General features: G+C 47.5%; 13 protein-coding genes and 1 tRNA gene. 7 read left to right on the forward strand and 7 right to left on the reverse strand.

The window, feature by feature from the left end:
• Nucleotides 1–15 precede the first annotated feature (15 nt).
• From argF to Q1A08_RS16485, 7 genes are all read left to right on the forward strand, one after another.
• Nucleotides 16–924, forward strand: coding sequence for an ornithine carbamoyltransferase (gene argF / locus Q1A08_RS16455; protein WP_299774893.1), 909 nt, complete (start codon nt 16–18; stop codon nt 922–924).
• 192 nt (nt 925–1,116) lie between these two features.
• Nucleotides 1,117–2,163, forward strand: coding sequence for an ABC transporter ATP-binding protein (locus Q1A08_RS16460; RefSeq protein WP_299774895.1), 1,047 nt, complete (start codon nt 1,117–1,119; stop codon nt 2,161–2,163).
• A 1,021-nt stretch (nt 2,164–3,184) separates the two neighbouring features.
• Complete coding sequence (locus Q1A08_RS16465) at nt 3,185–6,064, forward strand: ribonucleoside-diphosphate reductase subunit alpha (RefSeq protein WP_299774897.1); 2,880 nt, start codon at nt 3,185–3,187, stop codon at nt 6,062–6,064.
• Between the two features lie 133 nt (nt 6,065–6,197).
• Nucleotides 6,198–7,430, forward strand: coding sequence for a ribonucleotide-diphosphate reductase subunit beta (locus Q1A08_RS16470; RefSeq protein ID WP_299774899.1), 1,233 nt, complete (start codon nt 6,198–6,200; stop codon nt 7,428–7,430).
• A gap of 80 nt (nt 7,431–7,510) precedes the next feature.
• On the forward strand, nt 7,511–7,741 hold the full coding sequence (locus tag Q1A08_RS16475) for a hypothetical protein (RefSeq protein WP_299774901.1): 231 nt from the start codon (nt 7,511–7,513) through the stop codon (nt 7,739–7,741).
• 401 nt (nt 7,742–8,142) lie between these two features.
• A complete protein-coding gene (gene ubiM, locus Q1A08_RS16480; protein WP_299774903.1) occupies nt 8,143–9,351 on the forward strand; it encodes a 5-demethoxyubiquinol-8 5-hydroxylase UbiM in 1,209 nt (402 codons plus the stop codon).
• 45 nt (nt 9,352–9,396) lie between these two features.
• A complete protein-coding gene (locus Q1A08_RS16485) occupies nt 9,397–10,674 on the forward strand; it encodes a DUF4147 domain-containing protein (RefSeq protein WP_299774905.1) in 1,278 nt (425 codons plus the stop codon).
• A 107-nt stretch (nt 10,675–10,781) separates the two neighbouring features.
• Here Q1A08_RS16485 and Q1A08_RS16490 read toward each other — a convergent pair.
• The 7 genes from Q1A08_RS16490 to Q1A08_RS16520 all read right to left on the reverse strand — a co-directional run bounded on the left by Q1A08_RS16490 (nt 10,782) and on the right by Q1A08_RS16520 (nt 21,592).
• Nucleotides 10,782–10,872 (reverse strand) — tRNA-Ser (locus Q1A08_RS16490).
• A 201-nt stretch (nt 10,873–11,073) separates the two neighbouring features.
• The gene (csrA, locus tag Q1A08_RS16495; protein WP_166843460.1) at nt 11,074–11,265 is read right to left on the reverse strand and encodes a carbon storage regulator CsrA; all 192 of its coding nucleotides are present in this window, start codon (nt 11,263–11,265) and stop codon (nt 11,074–11,076) included.
• A 218-nt stretch (nt 11,266–11,483) separates the two neighbouring features.
• Nucleotides 11,484–12,725, reverse strand: coding sequence for an aspartate kinase (locus Q1A08_RS16500; RefSeq protein ID WP_299774912.1), 1,242 nt, complete (start codon nt 12,723–12,725; stop codon nt 11,484–11,486).
• A 141-nt stretch (nt 12,726–12,866) separates the two neighbouring features.
• A complete protein-coding gene (gene alaS, locus Q1A08_RS16505; protein WP_299774914.1) occupies nt 12,867–15,491 on the reverse strand; it encodes an alanine--tRNA ligase in 2,625 nt (874 codons plus the stop codon).
• Between the two features lie 212 nt (nt 15,492–15,703).
• A complete protein-coding gene (locus Q1A08_RS16510) occupies nt 15,704–16,054 on the reverse strand; it encodes a histidine triad nucleotide-binding protein (protein ID WP_299774916.1) in 351 nt (116 codons plus the stop codon).
• A gap of 31 nt (nt 16,055–16,085) precedes the next feature.
• The gene (locus tag Q1A08_RS16515; RefSeq protein WP_299774918.1) at nt 16,086–16,283 is read right to left on the reverse strand and encodes a Trm112 family protein; all 198 of its coding nucleotides are present in this window, start codon (nt 16,281–16,283) and stop codon (nt 16,086–16,088) included.
• Nucleotides 16,284–16,504: 221 nt separating this feature from the next.
• Nucleotides 16,505–21,592: a Calx-beta domain-containing protein gene (locus tag Q1A08_RS16520; RefSeq protein WP_299774925.1), complete on the reverse strand. Its 5,088-nt coding sequence runs from the start codon at nt 21,590–21,592 to the stop codon at nt 16,505–16,507.
• Nucleotides 21,593–21,598 lie beyond the last annotated feature (6 nt).

Here is a 21,598-nt window from a genome sequence, read left to right on the forward strand (position 1 = left end):
ACGCGGAGAAGCCCTATGAAGCCAAGACACTTTTTAACACTTTTGGATCTCAACCCAAGCGAACTGAAACAAGTTATTGAGCGCGCCGTTGAACTTAAAGCACTTCGCAAGCAAGACTCTGAGGAAAAAACCTTAGCCGGCAAAGTGCTAGGTATGATTTTTGAAAAGTCCTCTACCCGCACACGCGTGTCCTTCGAAGCTGGCATGGCACAAATGGGTGGTAGCGCCCTCTTTTTGTCTTCCAATGATACCCAGCTAGGGCGCGGCGAACCGATTGCCGATTCTGCTCGAGTATTATCACGCATGGTTGATATCGTTATGATCCGTACCTTCGGACATGACATTGTAGAAACCTTTGCCCAACACTCAACCGTTCCAGTGATTAACGCCTTAACCGATGGCTACCACCCCTGCCAGCTGCTGGCAGACATGCAGACCTATTGGGAGCATCGTGGTGATATCGCTGGCAAAACCGTCAGCTGGGTTGGCGATGGCAATAATATGTGTCAATCCTATATCAACGCAGCCAGGCAGTTCGATTTCAAACTGAACATCGCCTGCCCAGAAGGTTTTGAGCCGGATAGCGAACTTATGGCGCAGAATAAACAACGTATTGAGCTATTTCGCGCCCCTAAGCAAGCCGTCGCCAACAGCGATCTGGTTGTTACCGATACCTGGGCATCAATGGGGCAAGAAGAAGAAAAGCTTGCTCGTGAAAAAGCCTTTGCGGGCTACCAAGTAAATGAAGAGCTTATGAGTCTCGCAAACAGCGATGCGCTTATGATGCATTGCTTGCCAGCCTATCGCGGCCTAGAAGTTAGCGAAACAATCCTCGATGCCGACGACTCTGTAGTCTGGGATGAAGCCGAAAACCGATTGCACGCCCAAAAGGCACTGATGGAATTCTTATTAGCTCAGCACTAAATACACCTGCATTTCAATATGGCTCTATAGCACGGCCTGCTGCCTGCTATAGGGCCATGTGAGGCATTCGTTGAGACAAAACTCGCTCAGCGTATGCCTCTAAAAACTTGAAGACACCTTTACTTTGGCTCGTGTTAAGCCAAGAGAATAGGTTTATAATTCGCCTTCGCTTTATTTTATCTGGATACCACTTTGAGCCCTCACCTTCTCGTAGAAGACCTGCGTTGCTATTACAACGGCCACCAAGATAAACCTGTTGTCGATGGCTTATCATTTGAAATGCAAGAAGGTGACATCGCCTGTCTACTTGGCCCAAGCGGCTGCGGCAAAACCACGGTACTGCGCAGCATCGCCGGCTTTCACCCCTTGGCACACGGCCAAGTTTGCTTAGCCAGTCAGCAAATAAGCTCATCCGCGCACAGCTTAGCGCCCGAGAAACGAGAAATCGGCATGGTGTTTCAGGACTATGCGCTGTTTCCACATTTAACGGTTGGCGAAAATATTTGTTTTGGCCTGAAGGGGCAAACTCAGCAACAACAGTCTGCAGAACTCCAGCGGCTACTGGACTTAGTTAATTTAAGCGGTCTAGCAGAGCGCTACCCCCATGAGCTTTCTGGGGGGCAACAGCAGCGTGTTGCACTAGCACGAGCTTTGGCTCCTAAGCCTAAGCTTTTACTGCTTGATGAACCGTTTTCTAACTTGGACGTGGAGTTACGCCGAAAACTTGCGCTCGAAGTAAGAGACATTTTAAAGCAACAAGGAACAACGGCCATCCTAGTGACCCACGATCAAGAAGAAGCCTTTGCTTTTGCCGATCACATTGGGGTAGTTTACGCAGGAAAAATCGAGCAGTGGGCCAGCCCCTACCAACTCTACCATCAACCTCAAACCCGCTTTGTGGCCAACTTTATTGGTCGAGGCGCCTTTGTGCCCGGCATCATAAGCTCAAACGGGCATATAGATACCGAACTTGGACCTGTGCCTTGCACCCTAGGCGAGCCGGCCGGCACTCGAGTTGATGTTTTGTTGCGCCCTGATGATATCGTACCGGGGCAAGAGCAGGGACAATTGGCTGAGGTTGTGCATAAAGTATTCACCGGCACGGCCAATCTGTACACCCTAAGACTGCCGACGGGTAGCCGAGTTGAGGCCGCCTTAGGTAGCCACATTGATTGCCAGCTAGGCGAGCAACTCAAAATCCAACTCAGCGCCGATCACGGTATCGCCTTTACGCTTTAACTGGCCCCTATCCTGCTTTCAATTGTGGAAGGATAAAGCTGCAGAAAGACCACTTTAAGTGCCATATTTGCGCGGCGATTCAGTTTGCGTTCAAAGTCTGCAGCAGAGGCTAATTTTTCATTATAAATTTTCAAAAATTGATATCGAGAAAGTATAAATTTTTTCCCCAAGGCTGAATAAAGTCTATAACTGGCTCAAGCCCAGATGGACTAAGGCCTAGGGATTAGCGCTCACTGACACAGCAATAAAATCACAACTTATCCACAGCATACCCCCAAAATCTTTCTATTGATTTTCAAGGCCAAGCGCATTATCTTGTGTGTATTGATTGTTGAGCCCCTAGATGTAGGGGTTTTAGTGTTTAAACACCCCACAAACCACAAGTGAAATATTCACTAAATAAGTGGAAGAGGGGCTAATGAGCTGATTTTGGAAGGAAATTTCAGTTTCATGAAACACGACTCTAGCGGAAATAATAACGAGGAAAAGCAGCGTTAAGGAAAGACGTAAGGCTTGACTCAACAGCGCAGCTCATACTGATTGGCCGCCATTAAGCTAACAGATGAATGCAAGAGCTTGTTGGGGTACGCCCGCAATTTACGCCGAACACGTTAGTCGCGAGCAGTATAAAAAGCATCACCGCACAACACCGTAAGCTTGTTAGCAAATAGAGCGGTAAATGGTGTTGGCAAATGGAAGGGTCAGGGGTAATACAAAATCAATGAGCAGCTTAGCAAGCTATTCTACAGCAGATAGATTCAACGACGAGACGGGAAGTTCAAGTGAGCGCCCTAGTCTACCAAGTCTTGTTTTGGCGCCGTCAATCGACAGCATCCAACCTGAGCTAAGCCCGCGCTTTCTTTCAAAGCGTTATGATCTTTCGATCAACACAACTTTAATACAGTTTATCTTTTAAGCTGCCAATTGTATTGGCAGCTTAGATAGTGGTTTTCCGTTTCCACATTAAAAAAAATGGCTGATATATCACATTAGAATTTGCAGCTTTATCGCGGAGAATTAAATGCAAACTGACACTTCAGTGAATGAATCTAGCCCAGCCGCTCCAGCTCCTGCCGAGCAGAGCAGCTCAACCGTTTCGGCAACCGCTCCAGGACAATTGCGGGTTATTAAGCGTAACGGTACTGTTGTGCCATATGACGATAGCAAAATTGCTGTCGCTATGACAAAAGCCTTTTTGGCTGTAGAAGGCGGAACAGCAGCAGCTTCTTCGCGTATTCATGAAACCGTCTCAAGCCTATGTCATCAGGTGAGTGCGACCTTTAAACGCCGCATGCCTTCAGGCGGTACTATTCATATTGAAGACATTCAAGATCAAGTTGAGCTTGCCTTAATGCGCTCAGGCGAGCAAAAAGTCGCTCGTGATTATGTTCTGTATCGTGAAGAGCACGCCCGTCTACGTGGTGATAAAGCAGAGCCAGCTGAAGATCCAGATTACCCAGCAATTCGAGTAATCAATAACAAAGGTGAAAGCGAATCTTTAGATATTGCTCGTATTCGCACCATTGTTAATGACGCTTGTGCTGGATTAGAAGAAGTAGAGCCTAAGGCCATCTTAGATGAGGCCATGCGCAATCTTTATGATGGTGTATCTCTAGAAGACGTAAACACCTCTCTTGTAATTACGGCACGTACGTTGGTCGAGCAAGAACCAAACTACAGCTATGCAACAGCGCGACTACTTTTAGATAAATTACGCTCTGAAGCCTTGTCTTATTTAGCTGTCGCAGAATCTGCAACCCAAGCTGATATGGCTGAGCTTTACGCCAAGGCCCTGCCTGCGTATATCGAAAAAGGCATCGAGCTGGATCTATTGTCCCCGAACCTACGCGAGTACGATCTAGAAAAACTAGGCCAAGCCATTGACTCAAGCCGTGACGCCCAGTTTACCTATTTAGGCCTACAAACTCTTTACGACCGCTACTTTATTCACACCGAAGGTACCCGCATCGAATTACCGCAGATATTCTTTATGCGTGTAGCTATGGGCTTGGCTATCGAAGAAGAAGATAAGAATGAAAAAGCGGTAGAGTTTTACCGTTTACTGTCTTCTTTCGATTACATGAGCTCTACCCCAACCCTATTTAATGCCGGCACCCTACGCCCACAGCTGTCTTCTTGCTATTTGACAACTGTACCTGATGATTTGCATGGTATTTATGGCGCTATGCAAGACAACGCTATGCTGTCCAAGTGGGCTGGCGGTTTAGGTAATGACTGGACCCCAGTACGTTCTCTGGGTGCTTATATCAAAGGCACCAATGGTAAGTCCCAAGGTGTTGTGCCTTTCCTAAAAGTTGCTAACGACACTGCGGTTGCCGTAAACCAAGGCGGCAAGCGTAAAGGCGCCGTTTGTGCTTATTTGGAAACTTGGCATTTAGACATTGAAGAGTTTGTCGATCTACGTAAAAACACTGGCGATGATCGCCGCCGTACCCACGATATGAATACCGCCAACTGGGTACCCGATCTATTTATGAAGCGTGTGTTTGAAAGCAAAGAGTGGACGTTGTTCTCACCGAATGATGTTCCTGATTTGCACGATCTATACGGCAACGCTTTTGAAGAACGCTACACCCAGTATGAAGCCATGGCTGAACGCGGCGAGATCAAACTGTACCGCAAAGTTAAGGCGGAAGATCTATGGCGTAAGATGCTGGGCATGCTGTTTGAAACAGGCCACCCTTGGATCACGTTTAAAGACAGCTGTAACCTTCGCAGCCCGCAACAACACGCTGGTGTCGTGCACTCTTCTAACTTGTGTACAGAGATTACGCTAAACACCAAGCCAAACGAAGAAATTGCGGTTTGTAACCTAGGCTCTGTTAACTTGGCTCAACATATTGTTGATGGCAAGCTTGATACCGATAAATTAAAGCGCACCGTCGATACCGCCGTACGCATGCTCGATAATGTTATCGACATTAACTATTACTCAGTTGAGACTGCGCGAACTTCAAATATGCGTCACCGCCCTGTAGGTCTAGGCCTGATGGGTTTCCAAGACGCACTTTATAAGCAAAACATTGCTTACGGTTCTGCAGAAGCCGTTGAATTTGCAGATCGCTCAATGGAAGCTATTAGCTATTTTGCGATCTCTGCTTCCAGCGAATTGGCAACAGAACGTGGCGCCTACTCTACTTTCGACGGTTCTTTATGGAGCCAAGGTAAGCTACCGATTGACTCTATTGAACTGTTGGCCGAAAACCGTGGCGAAAAATACCTGCAAATGGATCGTAGCCAAACCCTAGACTGGGATGGCTTGCGCCAAAAGGTAAAAGCACAAGGTATGCGTAACTCCAACGTAATGGCCATTGCTCCCACAGCAACGATAGCCAATATTACGGGTGTTTCTCAATCCATTGAGCCGACTTATCAAAACCTTTACGTAAAATCGAATCTTTCCGGTGAATTTACGGTAGTAAACCCGTTCCTAGTTCGCGAGCTAAAAGAGCGCGGCTTATGGGATCAGGTAATGACCAACGACCTGAAATACTACGAAGGTTCAGTGCAGAAAATCGATCGTATTCCTGCTGACTTAAAAGCAAAATACGCAACCGCATTTGAAGTAGAGCCGCGCTGGATTGTTGAAGCCGCTAGCCGTCGTCAAAAGTGGATCGACCAAGCTCAAAGCTTGAACCTATACATCGCTGAAGCGAATGGTAAGAAGTTAGACATTACCTATCGCATGGCTTGGTTTAGCGGTTTGAAAACCACCTACTACCTTCGTGCTTTAGCAGCCACTACTGCCGAGAAATCGACGATCGATACCGGCACTATGAACGCCGTAGCAGCAGCTGTTGAACCTGCCGCTGCTGCCGGACCGGCTGAAGTACCAAAGGCCTGCTCACTGGATGATCCAGATTGCGAGGCCTGCCAATAATTTGGGGGAGAGCGTCTGGACAGGAGCCCTCCGGGCTCCTGTCCAAGACCTTTCAAGCGCGGCGGCCAGCGCTTAAAAAACGGTCGCACTTACAAGACCACACGAGCATATTCAAGCATTAAAGGATCACTCTATGTTAAGTTGGGATGATTACAGCGAAGACGCAAACACGCCTAGCAATCCTAAAGCTGCAGCGGCACCTGCCACTGCAAGCCCTACCACGGCGGCTGCCGCACCGGCGGCCCCAGCAACGGGTAACAATATCCCTCCAGCAAGCGATATTTTCAGCGGTGTCGAGCTTGACTCTGAGGAAATTACCGCAGGCTTACAAGACCTAGAGATGACCGGTGCTCGTGTGCGCGCAGAAGATAAGCGCATCATCAATGCCACCAGTGATGTTAACCAAGTCGTACCTATCAAATACGACTGGGCATGGCAGAAATATTTGGACGGCTCTCAAAACCATTGGATGCCACAAGAGATCGCCATGGCTGCAGACTTGGCACTATGGAAAGACCCTAATGGTTTGAGCGAAGACGAGCGCCGCATTGTAAAAATGGGCCTAGGTTATTTCGCCACCGCCGATACCGTTGTGGCGAATAACTTATTACTGTCCATCTATAAACACATCACTGCACCTGAGTGTCGCTTTTATATTGGCCTGCAATTCCGTGAAGAGCTGATCCATGCCCACGCTTATCAATACTGCATTGAGTCGCTAGCAATGGATGACGGTGAAATTTGGAATATGTATCGTGAGCAACCTTCAGTGGCCCGTAAAGCCGCCTGGAGCTTGAAGCACACCGAAGTTATCAATAAGCCAGACTTCACCACCGGCACTCCTGAAGCCGATAAAGAGTTTTTGAAGAATTTAATCAGCTACTACGTGGGCGCGGAAGGTATCTTCTTCTACTGTGGTTTTGCAGCCATTTTGCAGATGGGTCGTCAAAATAAAATGACCGGCGTTGCCGAGCAATTCCAATACATTTTGCGTGATGAATCTATGCATCTGAACTTTGGTATCGATTTGATTAACCAAATTAAAATTGAGAACCCACACTTGTGGGATCAAGAGATGCAAACCCTGGCCACCCGCCTAATCGCCGAAGCGGTAATGTTAGAGTGTGAGTTCGCCCGTGACATGATTCCTCGCGGCGTACTGGGCATGAACGCCAATATGATTGAGCAGTACTTGAAATTTATTGGCAATCGTCGCTTAACCCAGCTAGGCCTAAAAGAGCTATGGAAAGGTATTGAAAACCCATTCCCATGGATGAGCGAAATCATGGACCTTCGTAAAGAGAAAAATTTCTTCGAAACCAAGGTAACTGAATACCAGCAGGCTGGCGCCCTTTCTTGGGATTAAGGCCTTGCTTAATGGCGGCCTCATAAACATGAGGCCGCTTTATCTGATTCTGTAACAATGCTGCCGGCAAGGATCTATCCATGAGCAACGACAAAAACAGTCAACGCGAAGCCACCCTAATGGCCTTAGACCAGCTAGCGCAAACCTTGGAAGTGATGAATAGCCTAGTAAGGCGCTTAAAGCTGAGCTTGGATCAAACCCAAGCTGATGCTTCTCCAGCAAAGCCCAAAAGTAAACCTCAAGAGCTTGAAAGTGTTAACAGGGTTCAGCCAAACAAGAGCCCAATAAACGAAAAGCCTACAGTGCATTAAGCAGAATAAACCTGCTTCTTTTTTTCCTCGAATAATAACTATTTCTAGTTATACCAAATAGCCATTGACGCTTGCATCCACCTAAAGACTCCCCCTACAATTCACCTACATTTGCAGCAGGCAGTGAAGCTAGCTAGCAAATGCGGCTGGATGCCCAAGGACAATATAACCAGGTAAGGTTAATGGAAGCGCAGACAAGGACGACAGCAAGGAAGACTATAAAGATCAGGGAATAGGAATGATCGGGTTTTAGGAAAGATTTCGGGCCAGCAATTGCTGGTCCATTTCATATCTAGGACATCAATATTTTTGAGCAAAGCAAACTTCCATTGATTCCCATCAGCTCATTACACAAAGCAGCATGCTAGTTTAGCCTATCTTAGAACCTGGCAGGATTAGACATGGCTAACTCAACTGAAGAACTCCCTTTCCAAGACATTGTCATTGTTGGAGCAGGCCCCGCCGGATTAAGCTTGGCTACCATGCTGTCAGATTCTGGCTTAAGCATTACACTACTGGATATTCAAAACGAAGAAGATCTCGCCTCACCCCAAGCAGATGGCCGAGAAATTGCGCTTAACCACGCTTCCAAAGAACTCTTAGAGAAAATCGGAGCTTGGCAGGAAATACAAGAAAAAGATAAGCATCTACTCAACGAGGCCAAAGTCGAAAATGGTCGCTCGCCGCTGGCCTTAGAATTTCGGGCACAACAAGCTAAGGAACCTCTAGGTTACCTTATTGCAAACCATCAGATCCGCCAGAGCTTATTCAAGCAGCTTAAAAAGGCAAACAACATCCGCCTTTTGTGCGACACCAAGCTGCTTTCTTTGAAGGAATCAAATGAACGCACAACCTTAATGCTATCAGGGCAAAGGGAGCTTTCTTGTAAACTACTGATCGCTGCAGACAGTCGCTTTTCTGCTACCCGAAAAATGAAAGGTATTGCCGCCAAAATGAAAGACTATGGCCGCGTAATGATCGTCTGCAATATGCAACATGAATTAGATCATCAACATATTGCCCAAGAGTGTTTTCATTACGGTCATACTTGCGCCATTTTGCCATTAGGGCCGAAAGAATCCTCCATCGTAATTACTGTTAACTCAGCAAAAGCTGAGCAATTTTTACAGCTAGATGATGCGGCCTACGCAGAGCATGCCTATAAGCTTCTATCGGGCCGGCTTGGCAAAATGACTATCAGTACAAAAAGGCAACCATACCCATTAGTCGGGGCCTATGCCGACCGTTTTACGGCTCCGAGGTTTGCACTGATTGGGGATGCCGCCGTTGGCATGCACCCTGTCACGGCGCATGGTTTTAATCTAGGTTTACACTCTGCGCACAAACTCTCTAAGCACATTTTAAAAGCTCACGCTTCTGGCAAAGATTACAGTGGCCCAGAGGTTTTAAAACGTTACGCCTTTGAACATCAGCTCATGGCAAAACCGGTGTACGAAGCCACCAATTTAATCGTCGGCCTATTTAATGATGACAGCGGTCCTGCAAAACTGCTTAGGAAAACTACATTAGGTTTGGCGTCTCGTTTTACTCCACTGCAAAAATTGATAACACATCGATTAACTCGAGGAGCGAGCAAAGGCTTGCTATAAATCTGTGTTACATTAGCTCGCACACTACCTCTTACAGCGAGCATTATGAGCAGCCCCGAAAATTTGCTTAGAAAAACCTTTGCCGATTTTATTCAGCAATGTGATATCAAAGAGGCCTTAGGCGAGATTCCCATCTCCCAAGGTGGTCGAACACTGATTCTCGCTATCGGCAAAGGAGCAATTCAACTTGCCCAAGCCTCTGAAGCACAGCTATTAAAGCGCTTTCAAGGGAAGTTTCCAGCCACAGCTTATGTACTTTGCCGGCATGGCGAAATCAACCCTTGCCAACATTTTAAAACCTTATTTGGCTCTCACCCTCTGCCCGATCAGAACTCTATAGATTCGACTAGAGTCATCATGGAACAAACTGCGTCACTGGGCATACAAGACAATTTGGTTTGTTTATTATCCGGTGGTGGCTCTGCTCTTTTATGCCATCCTCCAGCAAGTATCCGCTTGCAAGAAAAAATAAGCACCTGCGACGCTTTGCTTCGCAGCGGCGCCGACATCACTGAAATTAACTGTGTAAGAAAACACATCTCTACGGTAAAAGGTGGGCAGCTCGCACGCCAGGCCTACCCCGCTAACGTTTACTGCTATGCCATTTCAGATGTCGTGGGAGATATCCCAGAGGTAATCGCCTCAGGCCCTACTGTCGCCGATAGCAGCAGCCAAGCCGATGCCATCGATATTCTCAAGCGCTGTCAGATCACCCCAGCAGCTTCGATCGCCCAGTACTTAAGCGATAGCAAAAATGAAACTGTAAAGCTTGGAGAAAGGTGCCTTGAAAGAAATCATTTTAGTATTCTACTGAGCCCCAAACAGGCTTTTAGCAGGCTACAAAGCTATTTGGCTGAGCAGGATATCGATATTCATTTCCTAGGGGCGGAATTCACGGGAGAGGCTCGCGAGCTTGCACAAAGCCATGCGAGGCTTGCTATCAATGCCGCCAATAATCAGCCTGCGAAAGCACAGCTATATATCTCAGGTGGCGAAGCAACGGTCACCGTTAGCGGTGCAGGAAAAGGCGGACCCAATACGGAATATGCCTTAGCACTTGCCCTCGCCCTGAATGGCCACCCGCAGATCTATGCCCTCGCAGCTGATAGCGATGGCATCGACGGCGTTGGCGGCAATGCTGGAGCCATAATTAACCCTCAGAGCGTTTTAGGGCGACGAATAGATGCTGAGCAGCACTTGCTGAACAATGACAGCTACGGCTTCTTTAGGCGCCACGGAGGGCTTCTAGAGACTGGTCCGACGTACACCAACGTCAATGACTTTCGCGCTATCCTGATACTGCCAGCCAGCGCTGTAATATAAACCCAGGGTCAGAACCCAAGGGTTCTGACCCTTTTCGAACTGACCCTATTTGATTCTTTGCACAAACAAAAAAGCCCCAGCGCTTTCGCGCTAGGGCTTCTGTGTAATGGCGGAGAGGGAGGGATTCGAACCCTCGATACCGGTTTAGGGTATACTCCCTTAGCAGGGGAGCGCCTTCGGCCACTCGGCCACCTCTCCAAACGAGGGCGGCATAATACCACAATCCTTACAAAATCATAGACTTAGTTTGATTTTTTTCTGCTTTTTTAATGATTTTTATCTGCTTAATCAAACTTGGGATTTACTAGGCCTCAGAAACACAAAAGCGGAGTCCAACCCCGCTTTTGATAAGATCTACGCGCCTAGTATCCATGTCTAGGCTTTGACGCTGGGCAACACCTAGGAAACGTTTCCGTTGGGCTCTTGCTTTTCGCGTTGTATACGTTGATAGATCTCTTCTCGGTGCACCGCTACCTCTTTGGGTGCATTAACACCTATTCGCACCTGGTTCCCCTTGACACCTAGTACAGTGACTGTCACATCGTCACCGACCATCAAGGTTTCACCAATACGGCGAGTTAAAATTAACATCTTGATTCTCCTGTTATTTGCCGGCAGGCCTTACCACGTCGATTTTACATCGCTATGATTCTTTTGACCGCCACACGGCACACATACCTTGCTGTGCTTTCCGTAGCCACTCACCCAGCTTCCTATCGCTCGACCAGTGCTATTTGGGCGGTCTTTTATAGTTCGATTATGATTTGTTTTGTTAGTTCAGCTGTCACAATAAACTAACAAAACATTACTTATCCTATTTCTTCTTCCGGTTCTTTATCCAGATCAAAGGCGGAATGCAGGCTGCGCACAGCCAGCTCCAAATAACGCTCTTCAATAATCACCGAAATCTTAATTTCTGAAGTGGTAATCATTTGGATGTTAATCCCTTCGTTTGCCAGGGTATTAAACATCAGAGAAGCCACGCCAGCGTGGGATCTCATACCAACTCCAACAATCGATACCTTAGCGATTTTGTCGTCAAATGTCACTTCTTTTGCCTGTAATGAATCAGCAACTTCACGCAAAATAGTCGCTGCCTTGTCCATATCATTACGATGCACAGTAAAAGTCAAATCTGTGGTGCCATCAGCCGCCACATTTTGCACGATAACATCAACTTCGATGTTGGCCTCACCAATCGGCGCCAGCAATTTTGAAGCGGCACCAGGGATATCCGGCACACCGCGCACTGTCAATTTTGCCTCATCACGGTTAAAGGCAATACCGGCAACTACTGGCTGCTCCATATCGTTATCTTCCTCATCTAGAGTAATTAATGTTCCAGGCCCCTCTTGGAAGCTGTGCAATACGCGTAATGGCACATTGTACTTACCTGCAAATTCTACGGCTCTTATTTGCAAAACCTTTGAGCCCAAGCTGGCCATTTCCAGCATCTCTTCAAAGGTGATGCGGCTTAAACGTCTAGCGCCGTCCACGACACGAGGATCAGTGGTATAAACACCATCCACATCTGTGTAAATTTGGCACTCATCAGCTTGCAAAGCAGCCGCTAAGGCAACGCCGGTAGTATCCGAGCCGCCACGGCCTAAAGTGGTAATCGAACCACTCTCATCAACGCCCTGAAAGCCCGCGACAACCACCACGCGACCGGCGGCCAAATCTGCACGCATTGGTGCATCGTCGATATCCAAGATACGGGCTTTGGTATGGGCGCTGTCGGTGGTAATTTTTACCTGAGAGCCAGTATAAGAACGCGCATCCCAACCTAAATCTTTTAAAGCCATACACAACAGCGCAATAGTGACCTGCTCGCCGGTCGATACCAGCACGTCCATTTCTCGTGGGTCTGGAATTTGCTGCATCTCTTGAGCAAGACCAATCAAACGATTAGTTTCACCACTCATTGCCGAGACAACAACAACGATGTCATCGCCCTGCTGACGGAAATTCGCAACCTTTTCGGCAACCGCCTTGATGCGCTCTACTGAGCCCACCGACGTTCCGCCGTATTTTTGAACAATTAAACTCATAATTATGCTATTTCTAACCGTTTAATACGGTTTGCTATGGTTATCATACTTATAAAAGCTGGCCATTAAACACTAAAATTTGGCAAAAGTTAACCAGTTTAATGGCCGCCTATGGGACACTCTTATGGAGCGCTCTTATGCTTAAAACTGGGATGCCACCCACGCTTGAACGGAAGCTAATGCAGCTTCCAAGTTCTCTGGCTGATCACCACCGCCTTGAGCCATATCTGGGCGGCCACCACCTTTACCACCCACCTGGGTAGCAACGTGCTTCATTAGATCACCCGCTTTAAATTGACCAAGCAGATCTTTACTGACACCTGCCACCAAAGAAATTTTCTGGCCATCGACAACCGCGACAATAATCACCGAGCTGCCTAATTTGTTTTTAAATTGGTCAACGGTATCGCGCAAAGATTTGGGATCGACATCGCTCAATTGAACAGCCAGTACTTTAACGCCCTGTACTTCTACAGCCTTGCCTAACAGATCACCGCTTGCGGCACTGGCCAATTTTGCTTTCGCGGCTTTTAGTTCTTTCTCTAGAGTTTTTTGCTGATCAAGTAAAGACTGCAGCTTATTTACCAGCTCTTCCGGCTTGGTCTTCAATAGCTTAGCAGCATCTTGTAATTGAGCTTGTTGAGCATCAACGTTATCGACAGCGGCACGACCAGTAACTGCTTCAATGCGGCGAACACCTGCCGCGATACCGGATTCAGAAGTGATTCGTAGCAAACCAATATCGCCCGTGCGCTCAACATGGGTACCACCACATAATTCAACGGAGAACTGCTCGGTGCCCATGCTTAAAACGCGAACGCTATCGCCGTACTTTTCACCAAATAGGGCCATTGCACCTTTGCTTTTTGCGGTGTCCATATCGCAAACATCGGTTTGTACCGCAGTATTAGCACGAATCTGCTCGTTCACCATAGCCTCAATTGCTTTCAACTCTTCGGCCGTTACCGCTTCAAAATGCGAAAAGTCAAAACGTAGACGCTCAGGGTCAACCAAAGAACCTTTCTGGGTAACGTGATCACCCAAAACTTTTCTCAGTGCTGCATGCAGCAGGTGAGTGGCAGAGTGGTTCAAGGCCGTCGCCTGTCGCTTACTAGATACGACCTTCGCATCCAGCTTCTGCCCGAGGCTCAATTGACCTTCGTTTAACTCGCCAATATGTAAATGATTATTGCCCTGCTTTGCACAGTCTTCAACAGAGAATACTAGGCCTTCTGCCACAAGCTGGCCCTGATCACCGACCTGGCCACCGGATTCCGCATAAAACGGAGTTTCGCTGAGCACCACAATACCGCGCTCACCAGCATTGAGCTGCTCACAACTTTGGCCATCTTTAAATAGAGCGATAACAGTTGATGTTCCAGCTAAGTCTTCATAGCCCTTGAACTCAGTCTCGCCATCAATCTCTAGGTTATCGTTGTAGTCGACTTTAAAAGAGCCCGCGGCACGAGCACGTTGGCGCTGCTCTTCCATCAATTTTTCATAGCCGTCTAAATCGATACTCATTTCCCTTTCACGGGCAATATCATTGGTTAGATCGACGGGGAAGCCATAGGTATCGTACAAAGTGAACACCAATTGACCTGGAATTTCTTTGGCATTTAAATTCGCCAACTCGGACTCAAGCACAGCCATGCCTTTATCCAGAGTTTTTTCGAACTGCTGCTCTTCGGTAAGTAAGATCTTTTCGATTTGAGCTTGTTGCTGTTTTAGCTCTGGGTAAGCCTCACCCATTTGATCAACCAATGCCTGAACCAAGCTATGGAAAAAGGCGTCTTTTTGGCCAAGCTTGTGCCCATGGCGAATAGCGCGGCGAATAATACGACGTAATACATAACCACGACCCTCATTCGCTGGGATAACACCATCAACAACGAGAAATGCACAGGAACGAATATGGTCAGCAATCACTCGTAGTGATTTGTTTTCCATATCACTGGTATTAGTCGCCTTAGCAGTAGCGGCCAATAAATATTGGAATAAATCGATTTCATAATTGCTGTGAACGTTTTGCATAACCGCGGCAATACGCTCTAAGCCCATGCCAGTATCTACCGAAGGCTTTGGCAGTGGCGCCATAACACCATCGGCACTGCGGTTAAACTGCATGAATACGACGTTCCAGATCTCGATAAAGCGATCGCCATCTTCTTCAGGGCTGCCAGGGGGCCCACCCCAGATCTCTTCACCGTGGTCATAGAAAATCTCAGTACATGGACCACAAGGCCCAGTGTCGCCCATCGACCAGAAATTATCGGACTGGTAGCGGCCGCCTTTATCGCCAATGCGAACGATTTTCTCTACTGGCACACCCATTTCTTTATGCCAAATATCGAAAGCCTCATCGTCCTCTTGGTAAACAGTAACCATTAGCTTTTCGCTAGGGATACCGAGCCATTCTTTTGAGGTTAAAAACTCCCAAGCGAAACTGATAGCTTCACGCTTGAAATAGTCACCAAAACTGAAATTGCCTAGCATTTCAAAAAAGGTATGGTGACGTGCGGTGTAACCAACGTTTTCTAAATCGTTATGTTTACCACCAGCGCGAACACAGCGCTGAGAGCTGGTTGCTCGATTGTAGCTGCGCTTATCCTCACCCAAGAAAACATCTTTAAACTGCACCATGCCCGCATTAGTAAACAATAACGTCGGGTCATTTCCTGGAACCAGTGAGCTACTGGCGACAATTTGATGCTGCTTCGATTGGAAAAAGTCGAGAAAGGCTTGGCGTATTTCAGCGCTCTTCATGATAAGGCGTTCCACAGTTCAATAGCATCCTGCTGGATGATTAATAGTCAAAAGGCCGCGATTATAACGTTTTTTAGTGACTATTACACGAGGATAAAACAGCGAAAACGAATACAAAGAGAGGGGGAAAAGCGCTTTTGGCACCATTTAGGTGCATTTCGAATGAGAGTCTCGCAGCCAGAGGAAATTCTGGCTGCGAACGCGATTTATTCTTAAAAACCCAAGCCAGCTTCGGTGAACTCTTTGCCAGCTAATAGGTGTAAATGCAAATGGAAAACCGTCTGCCCAGCACCCGCACCATTGTTAATGACCAAGCGAAAAGCTTCATCGATACCCAACTGACGAGCAATATCACCGGAACGCAACATCAAGCGACCTAACAAAGCCTGATCTTCCTCTGAGGCATCAGCCAAACGAGGTATAGGTTTACGTGGAATCAGTAGAACATGCACCGGGGCCTGAGGGGCAATATCGTTAATACAGATACAGTCTTCGTCTTGGTACAAAATCTCCGAAGGAATGTCACCATTAATGATTTTGGTAAAAATGGATTCTTCTGCCACGGCTTAGCAACTCCTATGTTTTCAATTTCGATTACTGGTTACGCCCTGCTTCACGCTCTTCTGGGCTTAACTCTCTTGCTTCACCTTCCAACATCACCGGAATGCCATCGCGTATAGGATAAGCCAAGCCGCTGCCATAGCAAACTAGCTCCTGGGCTTCTTCTCTATAAACCAATGGCCCTTTACTGACTGGGCAAACCAGAATAGATAATAACTTTTTGTCGAGCATTATTAGGCCTTTTCTAAGGAAAGTTCGCGCTATTGTAACAAGGGGATAAATGGATGAATACTCCTACAAAAGCTAGGCCGAGAAAGAAAGAAAATAGCGTTCGTAAGCTGTCGTGACGGCATTGATCGCTGGCGAGGGAAGTTTACTTAACCCTTTAACATGCAAAAGCCCCTAGAGCTTTCACTCTAGGGGCTTTGAGTTTCGATAATTTAAATATAAGTTTAAATTGTCTCGATAGAATTGTTATTAATCAACACCTGCAAGATATCCTGGTCAGTTTGATCAAAGAAGGCCGCATCGGCATTTTCAATTCTGATGGTGTACTCATCCTTGGCATCATCACGAGTATTTGCCACGTAGTCCCCATCAGTATTGATGTGCACGATTATATCCGAACCGTCTTCTTCAAAATGTAAGTACTGATCAAGCGTTGCTGCATCAGCGCCGTCTGGCAGTAGCGACCCTAGATCCAGCACATCGGTACCGATCTGGAAATCCTTAACAACATCTTGCTCGCCTGTCACGATACCGTTATCCAACACAAAAGTATCGGCGCCAGTGCCACCAAACAAAATATCCTCACCGGCACCACCAATTAGAATATCATTGCCTGCCTCACCAAAGAGAGTATCGTTGCCCGCCAAACCATTCAGAGTATCGTTACCCGCATCGGCCACAATCGAGTCACCACTTGCAGTACCATTCAAGGTTTCGCTTGCACCAGTTCCAGTAACGGCACCTTTACCCGCGATAACAATGGTCACATTATCCGTAGTGGTAGAACCATCGCTGTCGGTTACGGTATATGGCACGGTTAAGGTCTGGGTATCACCTGCCGCCAAACTGTCTTTGGTGTCACGATTAACCTCAAAACTGTAACTACCGTCACCTCCTGAAGTAAATGTTCCCAAAGATGGATCAGATGGTGCACCCCAGCTAATTGTCGCGCCGGTATCTGCACCAGAAGCCACTTCAACTTGACCTGTAACCACTGGAAGCGGATCAGTTGATGTCACCTTACCTACCACTGTGAAAGCATTGCTTGCTTCTTCGTTGGTGTAAATTGTATTTACGGAGTTACCATTATTATCGAGGAAACCTTCAACAGAAACTTCATAATTTTGCCCGCCAACCGTCACTGTTTGAGTGGTAGTAGGCAGGGTAATGATATCCATATCTGAAGTAACCTGGTTGCCATTCGCATCAAGAACGGGTGTTCCATCAGGGTTAGTTACCGGCTGAGGGTTACCGTTCGACGTTTCGTTATGTCCCAAGGTTAATGTCAAAGTGACTGGGTTTGAAACACCATTAATAACCACATTAACTGTCAGGGTCATATCGATACTAGTAATGGTTCCCGAATTCGCAAAGGTTGGCCAGTTGTGGTGTGTGAAGGTACCAAACTCAATTAATTGATCCGTTTGAACTACCTCGCCTGTTACAGATGCAAGACCTGTATCGTCCACTAGCTCATAACCCGAACGATTGCCATCTGGGTTCACACCATTCTGGCTAAATGGACGCCCCCATTCAACCTGATCAACCAATGCATCAGCATCATTTTGAATTTCATTAAAATCGAAGCCTGCTTGGTTATCAGGACCGGTCACTTCATTCTGGAAGCCTGCGATATAACTATTGAAAACAATAGTATCTACATCCACAGTCATCACACGAGTCTGGCCGTTGGTGCTAGGCCCATCATCAACAATATCGATTACCAAATTGGTGCTGGCGTCATCACTTACATTGCCATCGTTATCGATTACAGAAACAACAAATGTTTCATTGTCATCTGTGCCGTCGTGATCCTCTCTAGAGGTCAGTTCATATTCGTACTGAACTTCACCAGGGTTGCCATTGCTAGGAGGAATAATCGCGGTAACGGTTAAGGTGCCGTTATCGCCAACAATGCTAGCGCCAACTGCCGCTACAACTGTTGTTCCACCATGGGAGATTTGAACACTGGCGCCACCATTACCTTCAGTAAACTCAATAGTACCTGTGGTTAATTCACGAGTGTCACTATTGTTGTTTGCATTACCGTCTGCAAGCTCGCCACTACCTGAAGCCGCTAAACCAGCTTCAAATACTTGATTGCTACCAGTGATATTCACAGTTGGCGTGCCATCAATAATGGTTAAGTCGGCGGTGTCATTAGCGCTATCGATAGAAATATTACCGAAGCCGCCACCGGACACTGTTGCCAACTGCATATTAACGGTTTCATCTGGCTCATTACCTACGGTGTCGAACAAGGTAACAATATCCAAGTTAACGCTGTTACTTCCCGCAGGGATAGTTACAGCCGCTATCTGAGTATAATCAGAGCCATCAGTCGCGGTACCGGTATAAGTAATATTAACGGTTACGTCGCTAGTTGCATTCGGCGCCGGGTTTCCATTCACATCGAACAAGCCAACCTGGAATGTTCCGGTTTCACCTTCCACAACGCTTCCAACTGGATCGTTGATACGAACAACAACATCACCCTGCACATCATTGATCGTTGCTTCAGCACTTGGGGTCCGACCATCAGCACCTGTGGTGGTATCTACATTTTCAAATTGACTAGCACCGGTACCAACACCATCAATAGTTGCTGTAAAGGTTTCATCGTCAAAGTCTGCATCAATAGCAGTTGGCACATTTACAAGTGCCGTGCTGTTACCATTAGTGATAGTTACAGTTTGTGCCGAGGCCGTGTAGTCGCCACTTTCTGCGGTTCCATTAGCAAAAACAACATCGACTTCCATATCAGAAGTCACCGTCACCGGATTGCCATTTTGGTCAATCAGAGAAACGGTAAACACAGATGTGTTGCCTTCATCGACGGCACCGTTACTTTCAATTACGGCATAAACCGTGTCTTCTGGCCCTGGAGTTGGAGTTCCCGGAGGGCCACCAGGTGTGGTTTCATCATGAATGGTGGTAGTCACATCATCTGTGCTAGTTGCAACGGCCTCATAAGCCGAAGTTATTGCACCGGCCACCGAACCTGCATCAATAGTGACAGTGAAATTTTCCTCATCGTCTGAGATCAAATCATCGACTGCTGTTGTCTGAAACACCTGCCCAATAGCAACATTTTGACTGCTATTGTCGTAGTCACTGTTACCAGCGCTTCCGTTAGTAAAGCTAATATCAACAGTGCCAGCAGCTGGGCTGGCAATTTCGTTACCAGCTGGATCAAGCGCAATGACTTTATAGTACGCTGCTTCACCTTCGTTGGTCGCATTAACACTGCCATCGCCGATGATATTGCCAGCACTGTCGGTAGCTACCACTTTGAGCGTTACAGTATCGTCAGGATCTGGACTGCTTTCATCAGTAATTGCGCTGTTAGCAACGTTTTGAGTACCTACAGCTGTTTGCTCAAAGTTGTTATCGGTATCAACAACAGAAGTAATCGTAGCAACTAGAGGCTCACTACCTTCGGTAACAAAATCGTCATTAGCATCAACAGTAAATTGCGCCTGACTACCGGAAACATTTACGCTAGCTGGCAACGCTCCAGTGTCACTACCCGACGACGCCAAGCCGGTCCAATCGAGAACAACCTCAACACTATCACCGGCCGGAACAGATACTGCATTACCATTATTATCAACCAAGGTAACCGTGTAAGTTAGCTGGCCACCTTCTTCAACGGAGCTTTGATCCACAGAAATTTCTGCAAATACCGTATCCTCAGGCCCAGGTGTCGGAGTCCCCGGAGGTCCACCTGGGGTCGTTTCATCATGAATAGTTGTGGTTACATCATCAGTGCTATTCGCTACTGCTTCATACGCTGAAGTTATAGCCCCGGTGATCGTAGAATTTGCGCCTAAGCTTACTGTGAAGTTCTCTTCATCATCAGACAATAAATCATCAACCGCAGTTGTTTGGAAAACAGAACCAATTGCAACGTTTTGCGTTGCATTGGCGTAGTCCGCGTTACCGGCGCTGCCATTGGTGAAAACAACATTGACATTACCAGCGGCTGGGCTGGAAATTTCGTTGCCAACTGGATCCACTACGATCACTTTATAGTACGCAGCCTCACCTTCGTTGGTAGCGTTGACACTGCCGTCGCCTATGATGTTGCCGGAACTATCCGTAGCAACAACTTTCAATAACACAGTATCATCTGGGTCAGGCGAAGACTCATCGGTAATTGCACTATTAGCAACATTTTGCGTACCTACTGCGGTCTGCTCAAAGTTGCTATCGGTATCAACAACAGAAGTGATCGTTGCAACAAGAGGCTCACTACCTTCAACAACAAAGTCATCGTTTGCATCAATTGAAAACTGAGCCTGGCTACCAGACACATCAACGCTGGCCGGCAATGCACTGGTGTCACCACCTACTGCCGCTAAACCTGTCCAATCAAGAACAACTTCAACACTATCACCCGCCGGCACGCTTACGGCATTGCCGTTGTTATCAACCAGCGTAACTGTGTAAACCAGCTGACCACCCTCTTCTACAGAACTTTGATCCACTGAAATTTCTGCAAACACGGTATCTTCTGGACCTGGGTTCGGTGTCGGATCTGGGTGTGGACCTGGACCTGGAGGCGTACCTGGAGTGGTCTCATCATGGATCGTGGTTTCAACATCATCCGCGCTGTTGGTGACCGCTTCATACGCCGTGGTAATTGCACCAGCAATCGTGCTGTTTGCACCCAAGTTCACGGTGTAGTTTTCTTCATCGTCCGAGATCAGATCATCGGTCGCATCCACTTGGAACACTTGGCCAATGGTCACATTCTGAGTGGCGTTGTCGTAGTCCGCATTGCCCGCGGTACCATTGGTGAAGGTCACATCAACGGTGCCCGCCGCTGGACTGGCAATCTCAACGCCCGCCGGATCCAAAGCGATCACTTTGTAGTAAGCCGCTCCGCCTTCGTTCGAATCGTTCTCGCTGCCATCGCCAATGATGTTACCGGCGCTGTCCGTAGCCACCACTTTTAGGGTCACGGTATCTGGAGCACCTGGAACTTCGGGTGGCACAGTAGGAGGAATGGTGCCCGGAGGTGAACCCGCATCCACGATGGTACCCAAACCTTGTAGGTCGTGGCCGCTAGTCGCGGTGTTGCCGCTCAAGCCGCTCAGATCTACTGTGTAGGTTTCATTACCTTCGGCGATGTAATCATCGGCGATGGTCACGGTAATGGTCGTCGTCGTTTGACCCGCCGTAATGGTGCCGCTGCCATTGGCAATCGCGGTGTAATCCGCACCCGCTGTGGCGCTACCATTATTGGTGTCAAAATCGAACGTCACATCTTGGGTGGTGCTGTTCGACAAGCTCACCGTAAAGGTCATGGTGCC

This window comes from uncultured Pseudoteredinibacter sp., assembly GCF_947500695.1.
In the GTDB taxonomy this organism is placed as follows: domain Bacteria; phylum Pseudomonadota; class Gammaproteobacteria; order Pseudomonadales; family Cellvibrionaceae; genus Pseudoteredinibacter.

Excerpts from the sequence above, each read along its gene's own strand:
- Q1A08_RS16500 (WP_299774912.1), bottom strand. The coding sequence starts at position 12,725 with ATGAGTTTAATTGTTCAAAAATACGGCGGAACGTCGGTGGGCTCAGTA.
- alaS (WP_299774914.1), bottom strand. The coding sequence starts at position 15,491 with ATGAAGAGCGCTGAAATACGCCAAGCCTTTCTCGACTTTTTCCAATCG.
- argF (WP_299774893.1), top strand. The coding sequence starts at position 16 with ATGAAGCCAAGACACTTTTTAACACTTTTGGATCTCAACCCAAGCGAA.
- Q1A08_RS16485 (WP_299774905.1), top strand. The coding sequence starts at position 9,397 with ATGAGCAGCCCCGAAAATTTGCTTAGAAAAACCTTTGCCGATTTTATT.
- Q1A08_RS16475 (WP_299774901.1), top strand. The coding sequence starts at position 7,511 with ATGAGCAACGACAAAAACAGTCAACGCGAAGCCACCCTAATGGCCTTA.
- csrA (WP_166843460.1), bottom strand. The coding sequence starts at position 11,265 with ATGTTAATTTTAACTCGCCGTATTGGTGAAACCTTGATGGTCGGTGAC.
- Q1A08_RS16520 (WP_299774925.1), bottom strand. The coding sequence starts at position 21,592 with ATGACCTTTACGGTGAGCTTGTCGAACAGCACCACCCAAGATGTGACG.
- Q1A08_RS16465 (WP_299774897.1), top strand. The coding sequence starts at position 3,185 with ATGCAAACTGACACTTCAGTGAATGAATCTAGCCCAGCCGCTCCAGCT.
- Q1A08_RS16470 (WP_299774899.1), top strand. The coding sequence starts at position 6,198 with ATGTTAAGTTGGGATGATTACAGCGAAGACGCAAACACGCCTAGCAAT.
- ubiM (WP_299774903.1), top strand. The coding sequence starts at position 8,143 with ATGGCTAACTCAACTGAAGAACTCCCTTTCCAAGACATTGTCATTGTT.
- Q1A08_RS16515 (WP_299774918.1), bottom strand. The coding sequence starts at position 16,283 with ATGCTCGACAAAAAGTTATTATCTATTCTGGTTTGCCCAGTCAGTAAA.